The sequence below is a fragment of the Streptomyces sp. SCA2-17 genome, assembly GCF_044336695.1.
The window spans coordinates 5,181,669-5,205,925 of sequence record NZ_CP117521.1; the positions used below are offsets into that span (position 1 = coordinate 5,181,669).

Annotated in this window: 22 protein-coding genes; 10 read left to right on the top strand and 12 right to left on the bottom strand. The window is 74.6% G+C overall.

Features of this window, described 5'->3' with window-relative positions:
- Positions 1 to 3: 3 nt before the first annotated feature.
- Complete coding sequence (locus tag PS271_RS23370) at positions 4 to 1,935, top strand: transglycosylase domain-containing protein (protein ID WP_398384336.1); 1,932 nt, start codon at positions 4 to 6, stop codon at positions 1,933 to 1,935.
- A 65-nt stretch (positions 1,936 to 2,000) separates the two neighbouring features.
- On the opposite strand, the gene PS271_RS23375 is transcribed toward PS271_RS23370, so the two are convergent.
- Together PS271_RS23375 and PS271_RS23380 are read right to left on the bottom strand one after the other, a co-directional pair.
- Positions 2,001 to 3,293, bottom strand: coding sequence for a polysaccharide deacetylase family protein (locus tag PS271_RS23375; RefSeq protein WP_398384337.1), 1,293 nt, complete (start codon positions 3,291 to 3,293; stop codon positions 2,001 to 2,003).
- A 67-nt stretch (positions 3,294 to 3,360) separates the two neighbouring features.
- The gene (locus PS271_RS23380) at positions 3,361 to 4,068 is read right to left on the bottom strand and encodes a peptidyl-tRNA hydrolase (protein ID WP_398384339.1); all 708 of its coding nucleotides are present in this window, start codon (positions 4,066 to 4,068) and stop codon (positions 3,361 to 3,363) included.
- Between the two features lie 47 nt (positions 4,069 to 4,115).
- On the opposite strand from PS271_RS23380, the gene PS271_RS23385 reads away from it, so the two are divergent.
- Positions 4,116 to 4,976: an ABC transporter ATP-binding protein gene (locus PS271_RS23385; protein ID WP_398384340.1), complete on the top strand. Its 861-nt coding sequence runs from the start codon at positions 4,116 to 4,118 to the stop codon at positions 4,974 to 4,976.
- Positions 4,973 to 5,641, top strand: a complete 669-nt coding sequence (locus PS271_RS23390) for an ABC transporter (RefSeq protein WP_398384341.1) — start codon at positions 4,973 to 4,975, stop codon at positions 5,639 to 5,641. Before PS271_RS23385 ends, PS271_RS23390 begins: the two co-directional genes overlap by 4 nt.
- Before the next feature lie 46 nt (positions 5,642 to 5,687).
- Here PS271_RS23390 and PS271_RS23395 read toward each other — a convergent pair whose 3' ends face one another.
- The 3 genes from PS271_RS23395 to zapE all read right to left on the bottom strand — a co-directional run bounded on the left by PS271_RS23395 (position 5,688) and on the right by zapE (position 8,330).
- Positions 5,688 to 6,596, bottom strand: coding sequence for a polysaccharide deacetylase family protein (locus PS271_RS23395; protein ID WP_398384343.1), 909 nt, complete (start codon positions 6,594 to 6,596; stop codon positions 5,688 to 5,690).
- Positions 6,597 to 6,659: 63 nt separating this feature from the next.
- On the bottom strand, positions 6,660 to 6,956 hold the full coding sequence (locus tag PS271_RS23400) for a hypothetical protein (RefSeq protein ID WP_398384345.1): 297 nt from the start codon (positions 6,954 to 6,956) through the stop codon (positions 6,660 to 6,662).
- 303 nt (positions 6,957 to 7,259) lie between these two features.
- Positions 7,260 to 8,330 (bottom strand): cell division protein ZapE, encoded by a 1,071-nt coding sequence (gene zapE / locus PS271_RS23405; RefSeq protein WP_398387017.1) that lies wholly within the window; start codon positions 8,328 to 8,330, stop codon positions 7,260 to 7,262.
- 149 nt (positions 8,331 to 8,479) lie between these two features.
- Between zapE and PS271_RS23410 the strand changes: the two genes are divergently transcribed.
- Positions 8,480 to 9,304 carry a pyrimidine reductase family protein gene (locus PS271_RS23410; protein WP_398384346.1) on the top strand — a complete coding sequence of 275 codons (825 nt, stop codon included), beginning with the start codon at positions 8,480 to 8,482 and terminating at the stop codon, positions 9,302 to 9,304.
- A gap of 164 nt (positions 9,305 to 9,468) precedes the next feature.
- Positions 9,469 to 9,969 (top strand): indole-3-glycerol phosphate synthase, encoded by a 501-nt coding sequence (locus PS271_RS23415; protein WP_356273780.1) that lies wholly within the window; start codon positions 9,469 to 9,471, stop codon positions 9,967 to 9,969.
- A gap of 28 nt (positions 9,970 to 9,997) precedes the next feature.
- Here PS271_RS23415 and PS271_RS23420 read toward each other — a convergent pair whose 3' ends face one another.
- Both PS271_RS23420 and PS271_RS23425 read right to left on the bottom strand, forming a co-directional pair.
- Positions 9,998 to 10,732: an ABC transporter ATP-binding protein gene (locus PS271_RS23420; RefSeq protein ID WP_398384348.1), complete on the bottom strand. Its 735-nt coding sequence runs from the start codon at positions 10,730 to 10,732 to the stop codon at positions 9,998 to 10,000.
- Entirely contained in the window at positions 10,729 to 11,793 is a 1,065-nt protein-coding gene (locus tag PS271_RS23425) for an ABC transporter permease (protein ID WP_398384350.1), read from the bottom strand. The genes PS271_RS23420 and PS271_RS23425 overlap by 4 nt, the downstream gene beginning before the upstream one ends.
- Positions 11,794 to 11,980: 187 nt before the next feature.
- Here PS271_RS23425 and PS271_RS23430 point away from each other — a divergent pair, with 187 nt between their 5' ends.
- From PS271_RS23430 to msrB, 4 genes are all read left to right on the top strand, one after another.
- Entirely contained in the window at positions 11,981 to 13,210 is a 1,230-nt protein-coding gene (locus PS271_RS23430) for a sensor histidine kinase (RefSeq protein WP_495656759.1), read from the top strand.
- The gene (locus PS271_RS23435) at positions 13,207 to 13,890 is read left to right on the top strand and encodes a response regulator (RefSeq protein ID WP_398384352.1); all 684 of its coding nucleotides are present in this window, start codon (positions 13,207 to 13,209) and stop codon (positions 13,888 to 13,890) included. Before PS271_RS23430 ends, PS271_RS23435 begins: the two co-directional genes overlap by 4 nt.
- Positions 13,891 to 13,970: 80 nt before the next feature.
- Positions 13,971 to 15,365, top strand: a complete 1,395-nt coding sequence (murC, locus tag PS271_RS23440; RefSeq protein ID WP_398384354.1) for a UDP-N-acetylmuramate--L-alanine ligase — start codon at positions 13,971 to 13,973, stop codon at positions 15,363 to 15,365.
- A 33-nt stretch (positions 15,366 to 15,398) separates the two neighbouring features.
- Entirely contained in the window at positions 15,399 to 15,806 is a 408-nt protein-coding gene (msrB, locus tag PS271_RS23445) for a peptide-methionine (R)-S-oxide reductase MsrB (RefSeq protein ID WP_398384355.1), read from the top strand.
- A gap of 17 nt (positions 15,807 to 15,823) precedes the next feature.
- Here msrB and PS271_RS23450 read toward each other — a convergent pair whose 3' ends face one another.
- The 4 genes from PS271_RS23450 to lpdA all read right to left on the bottom strand — a co-directional run bounded on the left by PS271_RS23450 (position 15,824) and on the right by lpdA (position 20,543).
- Complete coding sequence (locus tag PS271_RS23450) at positions 15,824 to 16,114, bottom strand: hypothetical protein (RefSeq protein ID WP_398384356.1); 291 nt, start codon at positions 16,112 to 16,114, stop codon at positions 15,824 to 15,826.
- A gap of 79 nt (positions 16,115 to 16,193) precedes the next feature.
- On the bottom strand, positions 16,194 to 17,954 hold the full coding sequence (gene treZ, locus PS271_RS23455) for a malto-oligosyltrehalose trehalohydrolase (RefSeq protein WP_398384358.1): 1,761 nt from the start codon (positions 17,952 to 17,954) through the stop codon (positions 16,194 to 16,196).
- 101 nt (positions 17,955 to 18,055) lie between these two features.
- Positions 18,056 to 18,991 carry a GNAT family N-acetyltransferase gene (locus PS271_RS23460; RefSeq protein ID WP_398384359.1) on the bottom strand — a complete coding sequence of 312 codons (936 nt, stop codon included), beginning with the start codon at positions 18,989 to 18,991 and terminating at the stop codon, positions 18,056 to 18,058.
- A gap of 103 nt (positions 18,992 to 19,094) precedes the next feature.
- Entirely contained in the window at positions 19,095 to 20,543 is a 1,449-nt protein-coding gene (lpdA, locus tag PS271_RS23465) for a dihydrolipoyl dehydrogenase (protein WP_398384361.1), read from the bottom strand.
- 92 nt (positions 20,544 to 20,635) lie between these two features.
- Here lpdA and PS271_RS23470 point away from each other — a divergent pair, with 92 nt between their 5' ends.
- Positions 20,636 to 21,568 carry a LysR family transcriptional regulator gene (locus PS271_RS23470; RefSeq protein WP_398384363.1) on the top strand — a complete coding sequence of 311 codons (933 nt, stop codon included), beginning with the start codon at positions 20,636 to 20,638 and terminating at the stop codon, positions 21,566 to 21,568.
- Between the two features lie 88 nt (positions 21,569 to 21,656).
- Here the strand turns inward: PS271_RS23470 and treY are convergent, their stop codons facing one another.
- Complete coding sequence (gene treY, locus PS271_RS23475) at positions 21,657 to 24,086, bottom strand: malto-oligosyltrehalose synthase (protein ID WP_398384365.1); 2,430 nt, start codon at positions 24,084 to 24,086, stop codon at positions 21,657 to 21,659.
- Between the last annotated feature and the right edge of the window lie 171 nt (positions 24,087 to 24,257).

Here is a 24,257-nt window from a genome sequence, read left to right on the forward strand (position 1 = left end):
CCCGTGTACCCCCGCCCCGGCCGCAGCGGCTGGCGCCGCTGGATACCGTCCTGGCGCCAGGTCCTCGGCCTCTGCTCCTCCGTCGTGGGCGCCGTCGCCGCACTCGTGGCGATCATGTACGCGCGTACGGACATACCCGCCGACCTCAACGCCTTCGCGACCCAGCAGGACAACGTCTACTACTGGGCCGACGGCACGGAGATGGCCCGCACCGGCGAGGTCAACCGGCAGGACACCGACCTGGACAAGGTCCCCGAGAAGGTGCGCTGGGCCGCCCTCGCCGCCGAGAACGAGACCTTCTACTCCGACAGCGGCGTCTCCCCGAGCGGCATGGTCCGCGCCGTCTCCAAGATGATCACCGGCGGCAGCACCCAGGGCGGCTCCACGATCACCCAGCAGTACGTGAAGAACGCCTACCTCAACCAGGAGCAGACCTTCACGCGCAAGCTCACCGAGATGTTCATCGCGATCAAGCTGGACAACCGGATGAGCAAGGACGACATCCTGGAGGGCTACCTCAACACCAGCTGGTTCGGCCGCGGCACGTACGGCATCCAGCGCGCCTCCCACGCCTACTACGACAAGGACGTCTCGCAGCTCAACGCGAGCGAGGGCGCCTTCCTGGCCTCGCTGCTCAAGGGCGCGGCCCTCTACGACCCGGCGATGGGCCCGAAGAACCACGAGCGGGCGGTGGAGCGCTGGAAGTGGATCCTGGACCGGATGGTCGCCACCGGCAAGCTGTCGAAGGAGGAGCGGGCCCGCTACACCACCTTCCCGGAGCCCAAGGCCCCGCCCAAGCCGGCCGGCCTGACCGGGCAGACGGGCTATCTGGTGGACACGGCGCGGGCGTACGTGAGCGCCCACACGCCCGTCACCGAGAAGGACTTCGACCTGGGCGGCTACCAGATCCGGACGACCTTCGAGAAGCCGTCCATGGCGGCGCTGACGAAGGCCGCCGACGAGGTGAAGGGCCGCCTCGACCCCGAGAAGCGCGACGCCGACAAGGACGTGCGCATCGGCGCGGCGTCGGTCACCACCGACGGCCGCATCGTCGCCCTTTACGGCGGCCCCGGCTACCTCAAGCAGGGGTTCAACGACGCGAACTCCTCCGTCGTCCCGGCGGGCACCGCCTTCGCACCGTTCGTCTACGCGGCCGCCCTGCGCGACGGCGTGCAGCTGGAGCGCGGCAAGCCCCGTACGCCCGTCTCCGCGTCCACCGTCTACGACGGCGACAACAAGGTGAGCCTGCGCACCCCCGAGGGCCCGTACTGGGACCGCTCCGGGAAGATCGTCAAGGCGGTGAACGACGGCGGCAAGTCCTGGGGGAAGGTGACCCTCAAGGAGGCCGTCGCGCAGTCCGTGAACACGCCGGTCATGCAGCTCGGCATGGACGTGGGCCTGGACCGGGTGGGCAAGGCCGCCGTCGACGCGGGCCTGCTGGAGAGCAGCCTCGGCACGAAGCTGCCCGCCTTCTCCCTGGGCACCGCGACCCCCAGCGCCATCCGCATGGCCGGCGCCTACGGCACCTTCGCCGCCAAGGGCCTGCACAGCGAGCCGTACTCCGTGGACCGGCTCAGCCGCAACGGCAACGAGGTGCCCGTCGAGAAGCCCAAGGCCGAACGGACCCTGCCGCAGACCGTCGCGACCGCCGTCGACGACGCCCTGCGGGAGGCGGTCCGGCGCGGCACGGCGACCACCGCCAAGGCGGCCGGCGACGCGGCCGGCAAGACCGGCACCGGGCAGGGCAACAAGTCCGCGTGGTTCGCCGGCTACCGCGGCAAGGTCTCGACCGCCGTCTCGCTCTCCCGCATCGACCCCAAGACGCAGGAGCTGCTCCCGCTGGACGGCCTGGGCGGCGCCCCGAAGGGCACGACCGGCAGCACGTACCCGATCGACATCTGGACGAAGTACATGGCGGGCGTGCAGCAGAAGTGAACGTGCGGCAGAAGTAAGAAACGGGCGGGCCGGGGGCGTGCCCCCGGCCCGCCCGGATGCCCGGCCTACTTGACGAGCGTCGCCCAGTCCGGGGACTGCGCCGGGTCCAGGCCGCGGAGCTTCGCCAGGACCTTCGGGTCCTGGGCGTCCAGCCAGTCGGCGAGCTGCTTGAAGGACACGCAGCGCACCCCGTCCCGCTTGCAGACCGACTTCACGACGTCCTCGACGGCCTTCATGTAGATGCCGCCGTTCCAGTCCTCGAAGTGGTTGCCGACGAACATCGGCGCCCGGCTGCCGTTGTAGACGCGCTCGAAGCCGTTGAGGTAGCCGTCCCGGGTCAGCTTCCGCCACTCCGCGTACTTGGCCGGGTCGCCCTTGGTGTTGTCGCCGGACTGGTTGTAGAGGAAGTTGAAGTCCATCGACAGGACCTGCTTCTCGCTCTTGGGGTACGGCAGCAGCTGCAGCGGGAAGTTCCAGATGTTGTTGATCTTCGACGGCCAGATCTGGAAGTCGCCGGGCGAGCTCGCGTCGTAGCGCCAGCCGAACGACTGGGCCGCCGCCAGCATGTTCTTCTGCCCCTCCAGGCAGGGGGCGCGGCCGCCCACCAGCTCCTTCTTGAAGTCGAAGGGCAGCGGCGGAAGGCTCGTCAGGCCGGTGTTCGTCTTCCAGTTCTCGACGAAGGAATACGACTGCTCGATCTCGCTCTTCCACTCGGCGACGCTCCAGTCGCCGCCGCCCTTGCCTCCGCAGAAGTGGCCGTTGAAGTGCGTGCCGATTTCGTTGCCGTCCAGCCACGCGCCGCGCAGCTGCACCAGGGTGTCCTTGATGTGCGGGTCGGTCGCGAAGGATATCGCCGCGTCGCCCGGCTTGTGCTGCGGCGGCTTGTACATCGACGCCTTCGACTTCGGCAGCAGATACATGCTGGTGAGGAAGAACGTCATCTTCGCGTTGTTCTCTTTCGCCACCTGGCGGAAGTGCGAGAACTGGTGGTCGTCGCCCTCCAGGGCGCCGTCCCAGGAGAAGACGACGAACTGCGGCGGCTTCTCGCCCGGCTTGAGCTTCTCCGGCTTGGGCTGGTTCGGCTGCGGGCCCGTGTAGGACGTCGAGCCGTCCCCGAGCACCTTGACCTTGCCGTCCCACTTCTCCTCGGGCTTCTTCCCGTCCTTGTCGCCGGAGTCGTCCTCACCGCCGGCCGGGCTCTGCGCGGCGCCCGGGGAGGAGGCCGAGGCCGAGCTCTTGCCGCCGTCCTTCTTCCCGTCCTTCTCGTCGGCATCGCAGGCGGTCAGGCCCATCGCGAGCGCGGCGACGGCGCCCGCGGTGACGAGAGCCGTCGCGCCGCGCACGGTCCTTTTCGACAACTTCCTTACCCCCTGGCGCCAAAACAGATGTTCTCCGCCAGTATCACAGGTCTCCCTGTGAACCCCCTCAGCCCCTCCGGACACTCCCGTGACGGAGCGCGGGGTGGTCGGCCACGACCGTGCACGAGCCCGGTGCGATCTCCGTGAAGCCCGCGTCCCGCACCACCGGCAGGCCGCTCGCCGCGAGTTCCGGCCAGTGCGCCGGGTCCGCCGTCCGCACCGCCAGCGCGAAACCGGCCTCGCGCCAGGCCGCGCGGGCGGCGTCGTCCAGACCCCACCACGCCAGCTGGGCGCCGTGCCCCGCCTGCGCCATCGCCTTGCCCGCCGACATCTCCAGCTCCGGGCTCATCCACAGCACCGGCAGGACGGGGTCCGGCTCCGCCGGGGCCTGCGGGTCGTCCAGGTCCGTCCCCGACACTTGCAGCTTCACGAGCTCCTTGGGCCAGCCGTCCAGCGGGACCGGCGGGAAGACGCGCACCTCCGCCCGCTCACCGGTCACCGTGATGCCCGGCAGCGCCGACGCCTTCCGCCACTCCGCGCCGCGCGCCCTGCGCACCACCTTGCGGATCCGCGAGTCCTGCCAGTCCCGTACGGCCTGCGCCCACTCGCCGTCCTCGCCGTCCTCCCCGGTCCCGGCACCGGCCCGCTCGTCCGACAGCAGGGTCAGCACGGCGCGCGCCGCGGTCTCCAGGGCGTCGGTCCGGGCGGGCGGGGCGTCCTTCTCGATCCGTACGACGAGGGGCAGGACGAACTGGGGTGCGTCAGGGCTGGTCACGGCCCCCAGTCTGCCAGCCGCCCGGCAGCGGCCCTTAAGCTGCCCGGATGAGACTCACGGGGGTGGGCCGCCGCTACGGGCTCGGCGGGCCGTGGATCCTGCGCGACCTGGACCTCGACCTGCCCGGGGGCAGCCTGTTACGGGTCGAGGGCGCCAACGGCAGCGGAAAGTCCACGCTGCTGCGGCTGCTCGCGGGCATCGACGCCCCGAGCGCCGGCCGGATCACCGGGCGCCCCCGCACCGCGTACGTTCCCGAACGCTTCCCCGCCGCGCTGCCGATGACAGCGGGCGCCTACCTCACGCGCCTCGGCCGCATCCACGGCCTCAGCCGCGCGGCCGCCTCCCGCGACGCGCTGGCATGGCTGGAGCGGTTCGGCGCCGCCGCGTACGCCGGCACGCCGCTGTCCGAACTGTCCAAGGGCACCAGCCAGAAGGTCGCCGTCGCCCAAGGGCTCATGGCCCCGCCCGGCCTCCTCGTCCTGGACGAGGCGTGGACGGGCCTCGACCGCACGTCGCGCGGCATCCTCGACGAGGCGGTACGGGAACGGGTGGCGGCCGGGGCCCGGGTGGTCTTCGTCGACCACGACCCGGGGCGGCTGGCGGGGGAGGCGTACGAGGTGCTGAAACTCGGGGACCGCAGCCACTCACCCGGTCACGGCAGCCACTCAGCCCGTACGGCGTTTGAGGACACCGCGCGGTCAGCGCGGAACACCACGACGTACATCGTCGCCGAAGGCCCGGCCGGGGCCGAGCTCCCCCACGGCCTCCCCGGCACCGCCGAACCGCTCGGCGAAGGCGCCGTCAGGCTGACCGTCGCCGGGCCTCAGTCGGACGACGCCCTCCGCGCCCTCCTCACCGCCCGGCCCCCGTGGCACATCCGCTCCGTGAAGGAGGCCCCGCACCCGTGACCGCCCTGATCCGCTACCAGGCCGCCCTCCTCCTGCGCTCGCACCGCTGGCTGCCGCCGCTGCTCCTCTACGCCGGCTCCATGGCGGTCGGCGTGCAGGGCGGCCAGCCGGTCCTGGACTGCGCCGGCTGGGCGGCGGCCACGCTGCTGCCCGTGACCGCCTGGCTGGTCCGGGTCTGCGTCACCAACGAGCCGCCCGCCGCGCGGGACTGCACCGCCGCCGCTGCCGGCCCGTGGCGCGTGCACCTCGCCGCGATCGCCGTGGCCCTGGGCGCGGCGCTGCTGCTGGCCGTCGCCGGCAGCGGGATCGCCGCGGCCGCCGGCGACCCGCACGCCGCCGGCCGGCACACCGTCGTCCCCCTGGGGCCCGCGACGGCCGCCGGGCTGGTGTCCGCGGCGGCCTGCGCGCTGCTCGGGACGGCGGTCGGGGCGCTGTGCAACCGGCCGCTGCTGCGCAGCACCGCGTGGGCCGTGCCGTCGGCGCTGATCGCCACGGTCGTCGTGCTGTTCGCCGGGGCGTCGCCCGCGAACGCCGCCGTGACCGGACTGGTCACCGGGTCCCGTACGGGCGTCGTGCACGTACCGCTGCTGCCGCTCGCCGCCGCGGGCGCCCTGGCGGCCGGAGCCGTCGCGGTGGCCTGCGCGCTCGCCTCCCGGCGGACGTAGCGCACCGCCTGTTCCGGCTGAGCGCACGGCCCGCTCCGGCCGGTGGTCAGCCGCCGCCGATGAGGTCCGAGACCCGGACCAGTTCGTAGCCGCGGGCCCGCAGCTCCGGCACGATGCGCCGGATCGCCTCCTCGGTGGCCGGTGCCGCGCTGTGCGTGCAGTGCATGACCACGACCGAGCCGGGCTTGACCTGGGCCAGGACCTGGTCGGCGACCGGCCCGGGCTTCTTGGCGAACGCGTCGCCGCTGACCACGTCCCACTGCACGGCCGTGACCTTCGCGGGGGCGATCTCGCGCAGGACCGCGTCGTCGTAACACCCGCCGGGGAAGCGGAAGTACGGCACGGTGCGCTCCACGCCGGCCTTCTCGAACGCGGCGAAGGCCCGCTGCACGTCCTGCCGCGCGGTGCCGGGCGCCACGGCCGGGAGGCCGTAGCAGGGCGTGGAGAACGCGTGGTGGGAGTACGAGTGGTCGGCGACCTCGAAGAGCGGGTCGCGGCCGATGGACCTGGCCTGGTCCGGGTACTGCTCGGCCCACTTGCCCGTCATGAAGACGGTGGCGGGCACCTTCAGCCGCCGCAGCGTCGCGATCAGCTGCGGGTTGTCGAACCGCTCCCCGCGCGCGGCCCGCTTGTCCTGATCCACCGTCATATCGGCGTCGAAGGTGAGCGCGACGCGCTTGGCGCCGTCGCGCCGGCCGTGCGAGAAGACGGGGACGGCCCCGCCGGGGCCCGGCGGCAGCGTGGGCGCGGCCAGGGGCCGGACGGACGGGTCCGGCCCGCTCCGCGCCGGCGGCGTCCCGGCCGGTGAAGCGGCCCCGGACGGCGCGCTTTTGGGGCGCTCGGCCGCGCCGGATCCGCCGCCGCACGCGGCGAGGGGCAGGCAGAGCAGCGCGGCGAGCGCGGGCGCGAGGGCGTGACGGGCCGGCCGGCGACGAGGCGTGGGGAGGGGGGTCACCACGGCACTGTATGCCCTGCCCCGGAGCCTTGGCCCGGCGCGCCCTCGTGCCCGCCGCTGCCGTCAGGCGACGACGACGTTGTGCGCCGGGGTGATGGCGGGCCGCAGGTCGGCGTGGCCGAGGTCGGCGAGGACGGGGCCGAGGGTCTTGGCCCAGTTCTCCAGCGCCTCGGTGGACTCCCACACGTCCGTCACCCGCCATCCGCCGCCCTCCAGCGGGCCGGCGACGTGGGCGATGAGCCCGGCGCTGGGGATGTCGGCGAGACGGGTGAAGCCCTGCCCGTCGGTGACGCGGCTGATGACGGCCTCGTAGAGGTCCTGTCCCCCGTCGGGGACGTCGAAGGTGACGATGATGGCCATGGTGTGCGCTCCTGGCGGTGGCGGAGAGCCCGGTGCCGGACCCGTACACACCCTCCCTCCCCGGGCCGCCGCGGGGGAGCCCCGCGGCGGCGGCTCGCGGGCGCGTTGGGCGGGGGCCCGTAGGCGCTGGCGCGAGGGCGCGCGGGGGGCGGGCTCACCGCTTGTGGAGCGTGCCGGGCGGACGACTCCGGTCCGGTGGCCGCCCGGTCCGCCGGACTCCGGCCGCGGCACCTGCTTCCGCCGCGGCGGAGAGCGACCACGTGGGGGCGGCCCGGCGGTGCCGGACCGCCTGCGGCCTGTGGGTTATGCCTCGGCCAACCGCTTCGCGTCGCGCGCGAGCGCGGTGAGCCGGGATATCGCCCGGAAGTACTTCTTGCGGTAGCCGCCGGCCAGCATCTCCGCGCTGAACAGTTCGTCGAACGGCCGCCCGGAGGCCAGGACCGGTATCTCGCGGTCGTACAGCCGGTCGGCGAGGACGACCAGCCGCAGCGCCGTGGACTGGTCCGGCACCGGCTCCACACCCGTCAGGCACACGGCCCGCACGGAGTCGCACATCGCGCCGTAGCGGCTGGGGTGGACCTTGGAGAGGTGCTCCAGCAGCGCGGGGAAGGCGTCGAGCGAGGCACCCTCGGTGGATTCAGCCGTACGGGTGACGGTCATATCGTCGTACGGGGCGGGCGCCTGCGGCAGGCCGCGGTGACGGTAGTCCTCGCCGTCGATGCGCAGGGGGCGGAAGTGGGCCGACAGCCCCTGTATCTCGCGCAGGAAGTCCGCCGCGGCGAACCGGCCCTCGCCGAGCTTGCCCGGCAGCGTGTTGGAGGTCGCGGCGAGCGCGACGCCCGCCTCCACCAGCTTGCCCAGCAGGCTGGAGACGAGGACGGTGTCGCCCGGGTCGTCGAGCTCGAACTCGTCGATGCACAGGAGGCGGTGGCCGCTGAGGGTCTTGACGGCCTGCTGGAAGCCCAGGGCGCCGACGAGGTTGGTCAGCTCCACGAAGGTGCCGAACGCCTTCAGCTCCGGGGCGGCCGGGGTGGCGTGCCACAGGGAGGCCAGCAGGTGGGTCTTGCCGACGCCGAACCCGCCGTCGAGGTAGACGCCGCGCGGGCCGGCGGCCGCGGCCGGCTTCGCCTCGCGCCGGAACCAGCGCTTGCGGCCCCCGCCCGTGGCGCTCGCGCCGCCGAGGCCCGCCGCGAAGCCGCTGAGCACCTGGACGGCCTCGGCCTGGCTGGGCTGGTCGGGCGCCGGTATGTAGTTGTCGAAGCGGACCGTGCCGAAGCGGGGCGGCGGCACCATCTCGGCGACCAGGCGGTCGGCCGGCACGTGCGGGGCGCGGGAGGTCAGCGCTATCGGGGAGCCGGTACCGGCGCCGGGTATCGGGCCCGAGGGGTCGGCAGGGGCCGACGGGGCCGGAGAGGCGGCTGCGCCGGAAGCGGAGGCGGTGGTGGGTGACACAGCTCTCCAGCCTAGCCGCTGAACGCCGGCTGCCGGCCGCCGGAAGAGCGAGGCATGTCACACTGCGGCCTATGCGACGCCTGTTCCCTGTGCCCCTGCCGTCTTCGTCCTCCCCCGCCGGGTCTTCGGACTCTTCGGCCCCTTCGGAGGACCGCACCTGGGAGCTGGAGGAGCTCGCCGAGGCCTACGCCTATCCGGAGGCCGCGGCCGGGAGCGGCGACGGCGCCGGGCCGAGGGCATGGCTGCGCGCCAACATGGTCTCCTCGCTGGACGGCGCGGCCCACCACGACGGGCGCTCGCAGCCGCTGTCCTCCGCCGCCGACATGCGCGTCTTCGGCACGCTGCGCGGCCTCGCGGACGCGGTCGTCGTCGGCGCGGAGACCGTGCGTCAGGAGGGCTACCGGCCCGCCCGCGCCCGCGAGGCGTTCGCGGCGCGCCGGGCGGCGCTCGGCCAGGGGCCCGCGCCGGTGATCGCGATCGTGAGCGCGGGGCTCGACCTGGACTTCACCCTGCCCTTGTTCCGCGAGCCGCTGGTGCCGACCCTCGTGCTGACGGGTGCGGACGCCCCCGTGGAGCGGGTCGCCGCGGCCCGCGCGGCCGGGGCCGAGGTGCTCGTGGCCGGCGAGGGGCGCCGGGTGGACCCCGCGCTGGTGCCGCAGGTGCTGGCCGAGCGCGGGCTGACCAGGCTGCTCACCGAGGGCGGCCCGCGGCTGCTGGGGCAGTTCGCGGCGGCGGGCGTGCTCGACGAGCTGTGCCTGACGCTCGCGCCGCTGGTCGCGGGCGGCACGGCGACCCGGATCGTGAACGGTCCCGGGATGCCCGTGCCGGAACGATTCGTCCTCGCCTCGCTCCTCGAAGAGGGAGGATTTCTGTTCAGCCGGTACCACAGAATCTGACAATCGGCGGAATATCCCGTTCCGGTTACCCGTCGGTGGGCAGAATTGAGTCGGACGTGCCCGCCGGGGCACGTGACCAGAACAGGCGGGCCCAGGGGGGCACGCGCAGGATGGTTTCTGTTGGCCGTTGGGCCGGTGGCCCACGAAGGAGAAGGGCTCCCACCGTGTTCACGAGCGTATTGATGATCGAGCAGCCGCTGTCCGCCACCGACGTCGACTTCGTCACGACCCTCCACGACGACCAGATGTCCTTCGTGGTGCTCATGCAGCCCAGAGGCGCCGAGGACCGGCTCCTGCGCGCCATCGACGACGTCGCACTCGGCGAGCTGGAGCGGGCGATGCACGAGGCCGACGAACCGGAGGGCGAGCAGGCCCTCCGCCCGGCCGCCGTCGCCCTGGAGCACTCGCTCCGCCTCCTGCGGGACGCGGGCTGCGAGGCCGTGGGCCAGCTCGTCGAGGGTCACCCGCTGGACCTGCTGCGGTCCGTCGTCGAGCAGACCCACGCCGACGAGGTGATCGTGCTGACCGCACCGCACCTGGTGGAGGAGTTCTTCCACCGCGACTGGGCCTCCCGGGCCCGGCACAAGGTCGGCGTGCCCGTCCTCAAGCTCTACGCCCACAACGACGAGGAGGACTACGCCCTGGGCGACGTGGGAGAGGGGTGAGGGGAGGCGGGCGGCACCTCGGCGGGCGTCAGCGCAGCCGCCCGTCGGCCATCTCCAGCACCCGGTCCGCGCGGCCGAGCAGCGCCCGGTCGTGCGTCACCAGCACCGTGGCCGTCCCGTGCGCCCGGGTCACCGCGGCGAGCAGCTCCACCACCCGCTCGCCGCGCTCGTGATCCAGCGCCGACGTCGGCTCGTCCACCAGCAGGACGGACGGGCCGCCGGACAGCGCGCGGGCGATGTTCACCCGCTGCCGCTCGCCCCCGGAGAGCTGGTGCGGGCGGCGGCGCCGCTTCGCCGCGTCCAGGCCCACCGACTCCAGCAGCTCCGCGGCCCGCGCCCGGGCGTCCCGTACGCCCTTCACTCCGCTCCGTACGCGCAGGCCCCTCGCCCCGCCCCGTACGTGCTCCACCGCCAGCAGCTGCTCCTCCGCGGTCAGCGACGGCAGCAGGTTCGCCTGCTGGAAGACGATGCCGATCCGCTCCCGGCGCAGCGCCGTGCGGGCCCGGGCGGTCATCGGCCCGGTGTCCTGCCCGGCCACGGTCACGCGCCCCTCGTCGGGGCGCAGCAGCGTGGCCGCCACCGCGAGCAGGCTCGACTTCCCCGAGCCGGAGGGCCCGGCGACGGCGACGAGCTCGCCGGGCGCCACGTCCAGGGACACCGCGTCGAGGGCGGTCAGCCGGCGGTCGCCGTCCGGGTAGGTGAGAGTGACGGATTTCAGCGACAGGGCGGGGGCTGTCAGCGACTGTGCGGGGGCGGTGTTCACCGGGAGGCTCCCAGGGCGGTCAGCGGGTCGACGGACGTGATGCGGCGTACGGCGAGGGCGGAGCCGGCCAGGCCCAGCAGCACCATGGCCGCCACGGGCACGGCCACGGTCGCCGCGCCCAGCTCGAACGGCACCGACGCCGACGCGAGCGCCCCGCCGGCCGCGCCCGCCGCGGCGCCGAGCACGGACCCGGCGGCCAGCACGACCGCGGCCTGCCCGAGCGCGTCCCGTACGAGGTAGGCGCTGCTCGCGCCCACCGCCTTGAGCACCGCGATGTCCGGCCTGCGCTGCACCGTCCACACGGTGAAGAAGGCGCCCACGACCAGGGCGCTCACGACGAACAGGAAGCCCTGGATCATCCGCAGGGTGCCGTGCTCGGCGGCGTAGCCGTCGATCCCGTCCAGGGCCTCGCCGACGGAGACCGCCTTCGTGGACCGCGCGGCGTCCCCGGCCGGGCGCCCGCCGCCGTCGACGGCGAGCGCGGTCGGCCGCGCCTGGTGGCTCACCCGCTGCCATGCCGCGAGCGTCGTCCACACGGCCGGGGCGTGGCCGTGGCTGCGGTCCTCGGTGACGCCCGAGACGGTCAGCTCCTCGGTGCCGAGGGTGACGCGGTCGCCGGGGCGCAGGCCGGCGTCGCGCGCGACGCGCTCGCTCACGGCCACCTCGCGGCTGTCCGGGGCCCGGCCCGAGAGCAGGGCGGGCCGCAGCCGGTCCGGCGTCCCGAACACGCTCACCGACGACGCCCTGCCGCCCGCCGTCAGCCGCGTCATCGCCACGCCGAACGGCTCGGCGGACCGTACGCCCGGCGCCTCCCGCCAGGCCCGCTGCTGCCCGGCGTCCACCGAGCTGTTCGAGAACGACACCTCCGGCCCGGCCCCGGCGGGCGCACCGAAGACGATCCGGCCGGCCGGCAGGCCCGCCACTGCCGACGACGCCTCGCGCGCCAGGCCGTCGGTCAGGCCGTAGAGAAAGACCACGAGGGTCGTGATGAGCGTGACCACCGCACCCATCAGGGCGAACCGCCCCCGGGCGAAACGGATGTCACGGAGCGCGACGAACAAGGACCCTCTACCTCCGGCCGGCGCCAGGCTGTGAACAGGACCCCTCCACGCTCCCGCGCGGACGCTCCGCCGCCATCAGGGCAAGGACTGGTCCGCGGCCCCTCCGTACGGTGCACCCGAAAATCAATCGAACGGTTGAGGGCGGGAGCGGGCGGGCCCCCGGGCACGGGCCCGTACGCTCGATGGGGTGAGCCGAACGCCCCTTTCCCCGCCCGGCGCCGACATGCCCTCCGTGCGCCTGGTCCGCATCGCGCTGCACGGCTCCTTCTACGTGCTCCTCGCCGTCGCCGCCGCACCCGCCGTCGCCGGGACCGGGCCCTTCGCGGTCCTGCTCCCCGTCGCCGTGCTCGCCGCCGTCTACGGCTTCGGCGTCGTCCGGCCCACCGCCCGTCCCGGGCTCTGGCTCACCGCCGTCACCGCCCTGTGGCTGCTGCTGCTCGCCATGGACCACGGCTTCAGCTACGTCGCCTTCCCGCTGTTCTTCCTCTTCCAGGGCGCCCTGCCCGTCCGCTGGGCGCACCCCGCCATCGCAGCGGCCACCGCCGCCGTCGTGGCCGCCCAGGCCGCCGCGCCCGGCGGGCTCACCGCCGCCAAGGTGATCGGCCCCGCCGCCGGCGCCGCCGTCGCCATCCTCACCGGCTACGGCTACGCCGCGCTCTACCGCGAGAGCCGCAAGCGCCAGCAGCTCATCGACGACCTGCTGCGCACCCGCGACGAGCTCGCCGCCGCCCAGCGCGAGGCCGGCCGGCTCGCCGAGCGCCAGCGGCTCGCCCGCGAGATCCACGACACCCTCGCCCAGGGCCTGTCCAGCATCGTCCTGCTCGCCCGCGCCGCCGAGACCGCCGCCCCCGGGACCGCCCGCGAGCACGTCCGCGAGATCGGGCTGACCGCCTCCGACAACCTCGCCGAGGCCCGCCGCTTCGTCCAGGCCCTCACCCCGCCCGCCCTGGAGGACGCGCCCCTGCCCGAGGCGCTGCGCCGGGTCACCGCGCGCACCGTCCCCGGGGCCGTCTTCCGCCTCGACGGCGACCCCTGCACGCTCCCCATGGAGACCGAGGTCGCCCTGCTGCGCCTCACGCAGGAGGCCCTCGCCAACGTCGCCCGCCACGCCCACGCCGAGCACACCGCCGTCACCCTCGCCTTCCTCGACGGGCAGGTCACGCTCGACGTCTACGACGACGGCGCCGGCTTCACCCCCGGCGACGGCCGTGCCGACGGCCGCCGCACCTTCGGCCTGCACGGCATGCGCGAACGCATCGCCGCCCTCGGCGGCACCCTCACCGTGGAATCGGCCCCGGGCGAGGGCACGGCGATCGCGGCGACGGTTCCGGTGGATCCGGGGGCTTGTTCCGCGGACATACGAAGCGGGGGCGTCCTCGAACCAGCCGCTACCGCCCCGACGGGGGCCGCGGCATGAGCGGGCCGACCGACGCGACCGGTGGGATGGAAGCAACCCCTGCGGAGCAGATCCGCGTACTGATCGTCGACGACCACCCCGTCGTCCGCCGCGGCCTGCGCGCCATGGTCGACGACCTCCCCGACGTGGAGGCCGCCGGGGAAGCCGCCGACGGCGCCGCGGCCCTGCGGCTCCTCGACGCCGGCACCCGCCCGGACGTCGTCCTCATGGACCTCCAGATGGGCGACGGCATGCACGGCGTCGAGGCCACCCGCCGCATCACCGCGCTGCCCTCCCCGCCCGCCGTCCTCATCCTCACCACCTACAGCACCGACGCCGACATCCTCGCCGCCGTCGAGGCCGGGGCCACCGGCTACCTCCTCAAGGACGCCCCGCCCGAGGACGTCGCCGCCGCCGTCCACGCCGCCGCCCGCGGCGAGACCGTCCTCGCCCCGCCCGTCGCCGCCCGGCTGCTCGGCCGCGTACGTGGCGGAGGCAGGCCCGCCCTCACCCAGCGCGAGACGGAGATCCTCGGGCTGGTGGCCGAGGGCCTGGCCAACAAGCAGATCTCCCGCCGCTTGTTCATCAGCGAGGCGACCGTCAAGACCCACCTCGTCCACATCTACGGAAAGCTGGGCGTCGACAGTCGCACGGCGGCGATCGCGGCGGGCCTGGCGGCGGGGCTGATCAGGGCGGTGTGACGGGGGAGGGCGGGACTGTCACCGCGGGGTGCAAGAATCGGTCCCTGACACCCAGCACGCTGCGACAGGGAGCACCGCACATGGCACCGGCCGTCCCCACGACGATGGACCGACCGCACTTCATCGGCATCGGCGGCGCCGGCATGTCGGGCATCGCGAAGATCCTCGCCCAGCGCGGCGCGAAGGTCGCGGGCAGCGACGCGAAGGAGTCCGCGACCGCCGAGGCGCTGCGCGCCCTGGGCGCGACGGTGCACATCGGGCACGCCGCCGGGCACCTGGCCGAGGACGCCACCTGCGTCGTCGTCTCCAGCGCCATCCGCGAGGACAACCCCGAGCTGGCCGCGGCCGCCGAGCGCGGCATCCCCGTCGTGCACCGCTCGGACGCCCTCGCCCGCCTGATGGACGGCCTGCGCCCGATCGCGGTCGCCGGCACCCACGGCAAGACGACCACGACGTCGATGCTCGCGGTCGCCCTGGACGCGCTGGGCCTCGACCCGTCGTACGCCATCGGCGGCGACCTGGACGCCCCGGGCTCCAACGCCCGGCACGGCGCCGGCGAGATCTTCGTCGCCGAGGCGGACGAGAGCGACCGCAGTTTCCACAAGTACGCGCCCGAGGTCGCGATCATCCTCAACGTGGAGCTCGACCACCACGCGAACTACGCGTCGATGGACGAGATCTACGAGTCGTTCGAGACGTTCGTGGGCCGGATCCGCCCGGGCGGCACGCTCGTCGTCGCCGCGGACCAGTCGGGCGCCCGCGAGCTCACTGAGCGCATCTCCGGCCGCCACGACATCGAGGTCGTCACCTACGGTGAGGCCGAGGACGCCGACGTGCGCGTCCTGAAGGTCACCCCGCGCGGCCTGACCAGCGAGGTCACCGTCCTCCTGAACGGCAAGATGCTGACCTTCACGGTCTCCGTCCCCGGCCGCCACTACGCGCACAACGCCGTCGCCGCCCTCGCCGCGGGCATCGCCCTGGGCATCCCCGCGCACAACCTGGCCTCGGCGATCGGCAAGTACACCGGCGTCAAGCGCCGCCTCCAGCTCAAGGGCGAGGCGGCCGGCGTGCAGGTCATCGACTCCTACGCCCACCACCCCACCGAGATGACCGCCGACCTGGAGGCCATCCGCGGCGCCGCCGCCGGCTCCCGCGTCCTGGTCGTCTTCCAGCCGCACCTGTTCTCCCGCACCCAGGAGCTCGGCACCGAGATGGGCCGGGCCCTCGCGCTCGCCGACGGCTCCGTGGTCCTGGACATCTACCCGGCCCGCGAGGACCCGGTCCCCGGCGTCACCAGCGCCCTGATCATCGACGCCGCCGTCGCCGCCGGCGCCGACGTGCGCGCCGAGCACGACATGGCCGCCATCCCGGACGTCGTCGCGGGAATGGCCCGCCCCGGCGATCTGGTTCTGACCATGGGGGCGGGAGACGTCACGGACCTCGGTCCGAAGATCCTGGCCCGCCTGGAGAGCTGAACCGGAAAGCCGTAACCCCGAAAGGCGAGCGACATGGCGTACGAGGTCGAGAAGTCGGACGAGCAGTGGCGCGCGGAGCTCTCCCCCGCGGAGTACCAGGTGCTCCGCAAGGCCGGCACCGAGCCCGCCTTCCGGGGTGAGTACACCGACACGAAGACCGCGGGCGTCTACTCCTGCCGCGCCTGCGGCGCGGAGCTCTTCCGCTCCACGGAGAAGTTCGAGAGCCACTGCGGCTGGCCGAGCTTCTACGACCCGAAGGACTCCGCGGCCGTCGAGCTGATCGACGACCGCTCCCACGGCATGGTCCGCACCGAGGTCCGCTGCGCCCGCTGCGGCTCCCACCTGGGCCACGTCTTCGAGGGCGAGGGCTACCCCACCCCCACGGACCAGCGCTACTGCATCAACTCGATCGCCCTGCGCCTGGAGTCCACGGAGGACTGAGCGGTCAGCGGAGGCGTTCAGCCGAGCGCCGCGAGGCCCTTCTTCAGGTCGTCCAGGTTCATGACCGGGTGCAGTTCGACTTCGGCCTCCGCCGCCAGGAAGAACTTCTCGCAGATGCCGGGCATCTGTGAGGGGTCCTTCATGTCGAAGACGATGAGGCAGGAGCGCCCGCCGTCCAGCGCGGTGAAGTAGGCGGCTTCCGGTTCGAGCTGCTGGACGAGCTCTTCGATCATCTTCGCCATGGTGCCGTCCTTGACGGCTTCGTTGGACGTGCGGGTGTCCATCCGGGCCCTGAGCAAGGTGCGCATGGTGGTTCGTCCCCTCGGGGCGACGTACCGCGCCCGGCGCTCCGGCTCCGCGCTCACTGAGGTGCGGATGCGCCCGCCTTCAGCGTCTCTCCGGGGCCGGGCCCTCGCAACGCAGCACCGCCGCCGACGCGGGCGGCAGGTGCAGCACGCCGTCCGGGCCGGGGAGGTGCACGGGGTGCCAGGCCGCCAGGATCTCGGTCGGCCCGGGGGTGCCCAGGGGCAGGGCGGCCGGGGCGGCCGTCGGGTTGACGGCCGTGCACAGGGTGCCGCGGCGCAGGACCGTCGTGCCGCCGGGGCCCACCGTGACGGACGTGGCGGAGAGCGGGCCCGGGTCCGGTTCGGCGTGGCGGAGGGCGATCAGGCGGCGGTGCCAGTCCAGCAGGGCGCGGTGCGGCTCGCGCTGCGGCTCGGTCCAGTCCAGGCAGGAGCCGGCGCGGGTGGCCGGGTCCTGCGGGTCGGGGATCTGCTCCGCGGACCAGCCGTGCGCGGCGAACTCGCGCCGGCGGCCCGTGCGGACCGCCTCGGCCAGCTGCGGGTCCGTGTGGTCGGTGAAGAACTGCCAGGGGGTGCGGGCGCCCCACTCCTCGCCCATGAACAGCATGGGCGTGAAGGGCCCGCCCAGGACGAGCGCGGCGGCGCAGGCGAGCAGGCCGGGGGAGAGGCGGGCCGCGAGCCGGTCGCCTTGGGCGCGGTTGCCGATCTGGTCGTGGTTCTGGGCGTAGCCGACGAGGCGGTGCGCGGGGGTGGCCGCCGGGTCGAGGGGGCGGCCCCACGGGCGGCCGCGGAACGAGGAGTGCGTGCCGTCGTGGAAGAAGCCGCCCCGCAGCGTCTTGCCGAGCGCCGCGGCCGGGTCGGCGGCGAAGTCGGCGTAGTAGCCCTGGGACTCGCCGGTCAGGACGGCGTGCAGGGCGTGGTGGAAGTCGTCGTTCCACTGGGCGTGCAGGCCCAGGCCGCCGGCCCGGCGCGGCGTCACCGTGGCCGGGTCGTTCCGGTCGGACTCGGCGACGAGGAACAGCGGCCTGCCCAGCCGCGCGGCCAGGGCGTCCACGGCGCCGGAGAGCTCGGCGAGGAAGTGCTTGGGGCGGTTGTCGGCGAGGGCGTGCACGGCGTCGAGCCGCAGCCCGTCCAGCCGGTAGTCGCGCAGCCAGGCCAGCGCACTGCCCGTCAGATACGCGCGCACCTCGTCCGACCCGGGGGCGTCGAGGTTCACGGCCGCGCCCCACGGCGTCCGGTGGGTGTCGGTGAAGTACGGCCCGAAGGCGGGCAGGTGGTTGCCGGAGGGGCCGAGGTGGTTGTGCACCACGTCCAGGACGACGCCGAGCCCGAGCGCGTGGGCCGCGTCCACGAAGCGGGCGAGGCCCGCGGGCCCGCCGTAGGGCTCGTGCACGGCCCACAGCGACACGCCCTCGTACCCCCAGCCGTGTGTGCCCGGGAACGGGCACACGGGCATCAGCTCCACATGGGTGACGCCCAGTTCCACCAGGTGCGGCAGGCGCGCGGCCGCGGCGTCGAAGGTGCCCTCGCGGGTGAACGTGCCGACGTGCAGCTCGTAGAGGACGGCCCCGGGCAGCCCCCGGCCCGCCCACGCGTGCCGCCACGCGAAGCTCCCCGGACCGGCGACGGCACTCAGCCCGTCGGGCCCGTCCGGCTGGCGGCGCGAGCGCGGATCGGGCCGTACGGGGCCGCCGTCGAGGGCGAAGCCGTAGCGGGTGCCGTCCTCGCCCGGCGCCTCCCGCCGCCACCAGCCGGCCCGCGCCGGATCCGGCTCCATCGCGTACGCCCCGCCGCCGGCGTACAGCGTCACCTGCCCGGCCCGCGGCGCCCACACCTCGAACAGCACTGGCGGCTCCTTCCGGCCGTGGTGACCGCAGTGCTGTCCATGGTGCCCCGCGCTCAGCCCTTCCGGGGCGTAACCGCTCAACCCCGCCGGGGCATAACCGGTCAGTTCTCCCGGGGCGGGACCAGGTCGATGCGCTCCTGGCTGACGGGGTATCCGGCCCTCGCGAAGGTCGCCGCCATCGGGAAGTTGCCCTTGTCGGTGGCGGCCGCGATGCGGGCGGCGCCCTCGTCCACCAGGTCGTGCGTGCACTCCACGAGCAGGTCGTAGGCGTAGCCCCGGCCGCGCTGCCCGGGGACGACGCCGATGTAGCCCACGCACGGCCCTGCCGGGTTGTGCGCGGGGATGTGGATGCCGACGAGCTCGCCTCCGGGCGTGTAGGCGAGCTTCCACCACGCGCGGGGCGACGGCAGCCAGCCGAGGAAGTCCATCGCGTCGTCGACGGCCGCCTCCAGGCCGAGTTCGGCGACGTTCCTGGAGTCGTGGGCGTCGAGCGTGCCGTGCATGGTGCGGCCGAGCACGTCACGGAGGACCGCGTCGTCCGGCTCGGGTCGGCAGACCAGCCGCCCCGTACGCTCCGGCAGCGGGCAGCCGGTCGTCCACTCGTAGCGGAACCGCTCGACGAGGACCCGCATCCCGGCGGCCTCGGCGGCCGCGACGCGGGCTTCGACGGCGGCGCGCACGTCCGGCAGGTCGCCCCAGCCGGGCGGGGCGATGAGGCAGTACTCGGACCTCAGGGGCGCGGTGCGCAGCAGCCGGGCGGCCGTCTCCGCCTCGCCGTCGGCGAAGTCGAACCAGTCGAGGGCCTTGGGCGTCTCGTCGCCCGGCCCGCCCCACCAGGCGGCGCGGGCCACGACCTTGCCGTCGCGCAGCGCCACCCACGTCCAGTCCGGCCGGTACTCCCCGCCCTGGTGGACGGGCACGTAGGCGTGGCCGAAGGCGCCCTTGCCGACGAGGGCGGGGCCGGGGGAGACGGCGTCGAAGGAGGCGAACAGGCCGGTGTCGTGCGCGGTGAGAGCGCGGATGACCAGGTCGGTCATGGGGTCCTTCCGTAAGGGAATTCGGTGCGCCGAGGGTCTGTGAACCCGGCCCCGCCCGTCCACTGATTTCTTCACACGTCCGTTCGCCACGCGCGGCTGTCCGTCACACCTGGTGGAGCCCCCGCCCCGCCAGCGACAGCATGACCTCGCCCACCGCCTCCGACAGCGTCGGGTGCGGGTGGATGTGCTCGGCGACGTCCGTGGCCTCCGCGTCCCAGCCCACGGCCAGCTGGCTCTCCGCGATCATCTCCGAGACGTGCGGGCCCACCAGGTGGACGCCGAGCAGCCGGCCGCCGCCCTTCTCGGCGACGGCCTTTACCACGCCGCCCTGCCCGTGCACCATGCCTTTGGCGATGGCCGTCAGCGGCATGGAGTTGACCTCGACGTCGAAGCCGCGCTCGCGCGCGCCGGCCTCCGTCAGGCCGACCGAAGCGGTCTGCGGGCTGGAGTACGTGACGCGCGGCACGGCGGCGTAGTCGACCGGCCGCGGCGCCCGCCCGGCGAGGGTCTCGGCGACCAGCAGCCCTTCCGCGAAGGAGGCGTGGGCCAGGCCGAGCGACGGCGGCGGCAGCAGGTCGCCGACCACGTGGATGCCCGGCACCGCCGTCTCCAGGCGCGACCAGTCGGCCGGCGGGACGAAGCCGCGGGCGTCGCGGGTGAGACCGGCCGCCGCGAGGCCGAGGCCGTCGGTGACCGGGACCCGGCCCACGGCCACCAGCAGCCGCTCCGCCTCCACGGTGTGCACGTCGCCCTTGGCGGTGCGGAGCGTGGCCCGCACCCCGCCCTCGTGGACGGCGGCGTCCTCCAGCCGCGCGCCCGCCCGCACGTCGATGCCGCGCTTCTTCAGACCCCGCGTCAGATACCGGCTCACGTCGGCGTCCTCCAGCGGCAGCAGCCGGTCCGCCGCCTCCACGAGCGTCACCTCGGCGCCCATGGAGCGGTGCAGGGACGCGTACTCGACGCCGATGGCGCCCCCGCCCAGCACCAGCACCGAGCCCGGCAGCCCGGGCGCGAACAGGGCGTCGTCGCTGGTCACCACGCGTACGCCGTCGGGCTCCAGGCCGGGCAGCGTGCGCGGCCTGGAGCCGGTCGCGAGGACGACGCCCCGGCGGGCCGTCCACCGCGCGCCCGCGTCCGCACCCGAGTCGATCCGTACGCTCCGTGCGCCCGTCAGCGACGCGGAGCCGCGCACCACGCGTACGCCGGCCTGCGCCAGATGGCCCTCCACGCCGCGGTGGTTGCGGGAGACGATGTCGTCACGGGTCGCGGTCAGCGCGGACCAGTCGACCGACTCCAGGGTCGCCTTCACGCCCCACCGCTCGCGCGCCTCCGCGATGCCGTCCACGAGCTCCGCCGCGTGCAGCATCGCCTTGCTGGGTATGCAGCCGCGGTGCAGACAGGTCCCGCCCACCAGATCGCGTTCCGCCAGGACGACGCCGAGGCCGAGCGCCGCGGCCCGCAGGGCGGTGCTGTAGCCGCCGGTGCCCCCGCCGATCACGATGACGTCTGTTTCCTGTGTTACCTGGGTTTCCTGCAAGGCTGTTTCGCGCATGACTTCACCCTGCGCCGTCAGGAATTATGAGTCCAACGCAATGTTTCGATGGAACCCATGACCTGGGTTCATGAGTGCGCAGGGGGCCGGCCATGAGCCTGCGGCAGATGGAGTACCTCGTCGCCGTCGTCGAGGAGGAGTCCTTCACCCGCGCCGCCGAGCTCCTCAACGTCACCCAGTCCGCACTCTCCCACCAGATCAAGGCCCTGGAGCGGGACGTCGGCGGCCCGCTGCTGGAGCGCCGCCCCCGCGGCATCGGCCTGACGCCCATGGGCCGCGCCTTCCTCCCGCACGCCGAACTCGCCGTCCGCAGCGCCGAGCAGGCCCGCCGGGCGGCGAAGGCCGCGGCCGGGGCGGCCGGCGGTGAACTGCACATCGCCTCGCTGCACGCCCTCGCGGTCGGCGTGATGCCGCCCGTCTTCGCGCGCTGGCGCCGCGCCTACCCGGCTGTCCGCCTCCACCTCCACGAGTACGCGACCACGGAGGAGCTGCGCGACCACATGGAGCGCGGCGTCGCCGACGTCGCCGTCGGGCCGCGCCCCGAGGGCTGGCACGGGCCCGTCGTCCCCCTGGGCCACGAGGAGATCATGGTGATCACCTCGGCCGGCGACCCGCTCGCCGCCCGCACGGACCCGGTCGCGCTGGCCGAGCTGGCCGGCCGCGACTGGGTGCGCTGCGCCCTCGAACCGGTCGTGGAGGGCAAGCGCTGGCTGGACTGGGTCTGCGAGCGGGACGGCTTCACGCCCCGCACGGCCGTCTGGACAGAGCACTCCTCGACCGCCGTGCGGATGGCGGTGGCCGGAATGGGGCTGGTCGCCGCGCCCGTGCACATGGCGCGCGACGTGCCCGGCGCGGTGACCGTCCCCGTCGACCGGCCGTGGCGCCGCGAGCAGACCGCGTTCACGCGCGTCGGCCTGACGGGGATCACGGCGGCGTTCGTGGAGCTCTGCCGGGAGCTGGCGTTCGCGGGGTCGGTGCCGGTGCCCGTGCCGGGTGGCAGGGCTCCTGCAGCCCGGCCCGGCTGAGGTTCGCGCCCCAAAGGGGCGCGGGGCGGTGTCGATCTGCGGCTCTGCCGCGTGGGCGCGACCAGCCACGCACGGCCCGCGGTCGAAATCAAGCCCGTACGAGCAACGCCACCGGCCACCGCTCCAGCAACTCGGCCAGCACGGCCCGCCCCTCGAAGTGCGCCCCCGTCAGCACCTCGCGCCACCGCCCGCCGCCCGGCAGCGCCAGCACCGTCTCGTGCAGGCCCCCGCTCCGGGAGAGCCGGCGGTGCAGCCGCGACACGACGGTGACCGCCTCGCCGGCGCGGGCGAACGCCACGCAGTGCCCGGCCGCCGGGCCGTCGGCGGCCAGCGGCTCGTACGAGGCGCCCGCGCCGAACCACTCGGGGCACTCGCGGCGCAGCCGCAGCACGGTGCGGGTCAGGTGCAGCTTCTCGGCGGACAGGCCCCCGGCTCCGGCCGCGGCCTCGGCTCCGGCCGCGGGGAAGGCCGGCGGCCGCCGGTTGTCGGGGTCGACCAGGGCGGCGTACGCGCGCTCCGTGCCCATGTAGAGGTCCGGGACGCCCGGCATGGTCAGGTGCAGCAGGGCCGCGCCGAGCGTGTTGGCCCGGACGGACGGCCGCAGCGCGTCCTCCAGGGGCGCGAGCGCGGCACGGGCCGCGCCGCACGGGCCGCCCGCGACGAACGCCTCGACCGCCGCCTCGTACTGCGCGTCCGGCTCGGTCCACGTCGTGCGCAGGCCCGCCTCGCGCACGCTCTTCAGCACGGCGGGGACGAGCCGGGACGCGGAGGCGGGCCCCTCGGCGGTTCCCTTGAGGGCCCCCTCGGCCGGCCCGAGCCCGAAGGCGGTCTGCCAGGCCAGCCACGCCGTGTGCCGGTCGGGCGCGCCGGGCTCCGCGGCCGCCAGCCGCTCCATCAGGTCGCCCCACTCCGCGGGGCATTCGCTGAGCGCGGCGATGCGGGCCCGTACGTCGGCGCTGCGCTTGGTGTCGTGCGTGGAGAGCACGGTGCCGGTCGCGGGCCAGTCGCGCTGGAGGCGGGCGCAGTACGCGTGGAAGTCCTCGGGGGAGACCGCGGGCCGGCCGGGGTCGCCGCCGACCTCCGTGGCCGACAGCAGGGGCGCGTGCCGGTAGAAGGCGGTGTCCTCGACGGACTTGGCGCGCAGCGCGGAGGCGGTCTGCGCGAACCTGGCGCAGAAGTCCCGGTGGTCGGGGCCCTGCCCCAGGCGGCCGAGCGCCGCGTCGCGGATCACCTCGGCCGCGGCTGCCTCCTCGGGGACCGCGAAGGCGCCGCGCGCGTCCTGGGCGGCCTGGTCGAGCAGGGCGGCGTCCACGGGGGCGACCGGGCGGCCGGGCACGGCGTAGGGGCGGTAGACGGGCAGCCGGACGAGGATCTCGTGCAGGGCCGTGCGCAGGGCCCAGGGCGCGGTGTCGCGCAGCCGGTGGGAGCCCTCGCAGATCCGGCCGGCGGTCCGGACGAGCCGCTCGGACTCCGCGGCGAGCTCGTGGGTGATCACCTTGTACGCGGCGCGCCGCACCGTCGCGGGCCAGTCGCCGCCGCGGTCGGGCGGCAGGCCGGTGAAGTCGCGGTAGCGGGCGCCGAGCGCGCCCGCGCCCTCCGGGTCGAGGAAGAGGCCGTCGAGGCGGCGCAGGGCGTCGTAGCCGGTGGTGCCGGCGACGGGCCAGTCGGCGGGCAGCCGCTCCTCGGCGCTGAGGATCTTCTCGACGACCGTCCACCGGCCGTCCGTGGCCTCCGCGAGCCGGCGCAGGTAGCCCGCGGGGTCGGCGAGGCCGTCGGGGTGGTCGACGCGCAGCCCGTCGATCACCCCCTCGCGCAGCAGCTGGACGATTTTGCCGTGGGTGGCGGCGAACACCTCGGGGTCCTCGACGCGGACCGCGATCAGCTCGGAGACCGTGAAGAAGCGCCGGTAGTTGAGCTCGGTGCGGGCCAGGCGCCACCAGGCGGGCCGGTACCACTGGGCGTCGAGCAGCTCGGGCAGCGGCAGCCGCTCGGTGCCCGGGCGCAGCGGGAACGCGTGGTCGCCGTAGCGCAGGACGGGCTCGGAGGGCCCCGCGACCGTGAAGCGGTGCAGCTCCTCCCCGAGCGGCCCGGCCAGCACGGGGAGGAGCACCCTCCCGCCGTGCTCGGCCCAGTCGATGTCGAACCAGCGGGCGTAGCGCGAGGCCGGGCCGTCCCGCAGGACCTCCCACAGGGGGCCGTTGAGCGTCGCCGGCGCGGGCACGGCCATGTGGTTGGGGACGATGTCGACGACGAGGCCGAGCCCGTGCTGCCGGGCGGTGCGCGAGAGCGACCGCAGGCCCTCCTCGCCGCCGAGCTCCGCCCGTACGGCCGAGTGGTCGGTCACGTCGTAGCCGTGGGTGGAGCCGGGGACGGCCTCCAGGACGGGCGACAGGTGCAGGTGCGACACCCCGAGCGAGGCCAGGTACGGCACGGCCTCCTCGGCCGCCCGGAACGGAAAGCCGGGCTGGAGCTGGAGCCGGTAGGTAGCGGTAGGCGCGCTGCGCTGCGGGTCCCTCATGGGAACGTACGTACCCACTCGGAGCGGCTTTGCAGCCGCGGCCATTTGCCCGGACCGGGCCGGGCCACCATACGGCGGGTTTCGGCACCGCCGGTCTCCGCCGTCGTGGTGTTGCGCCGTCGCGGCGGAAGGAGGTTGCCGCAGGCGCGGCAACCTCGCATGGCGGCGGTC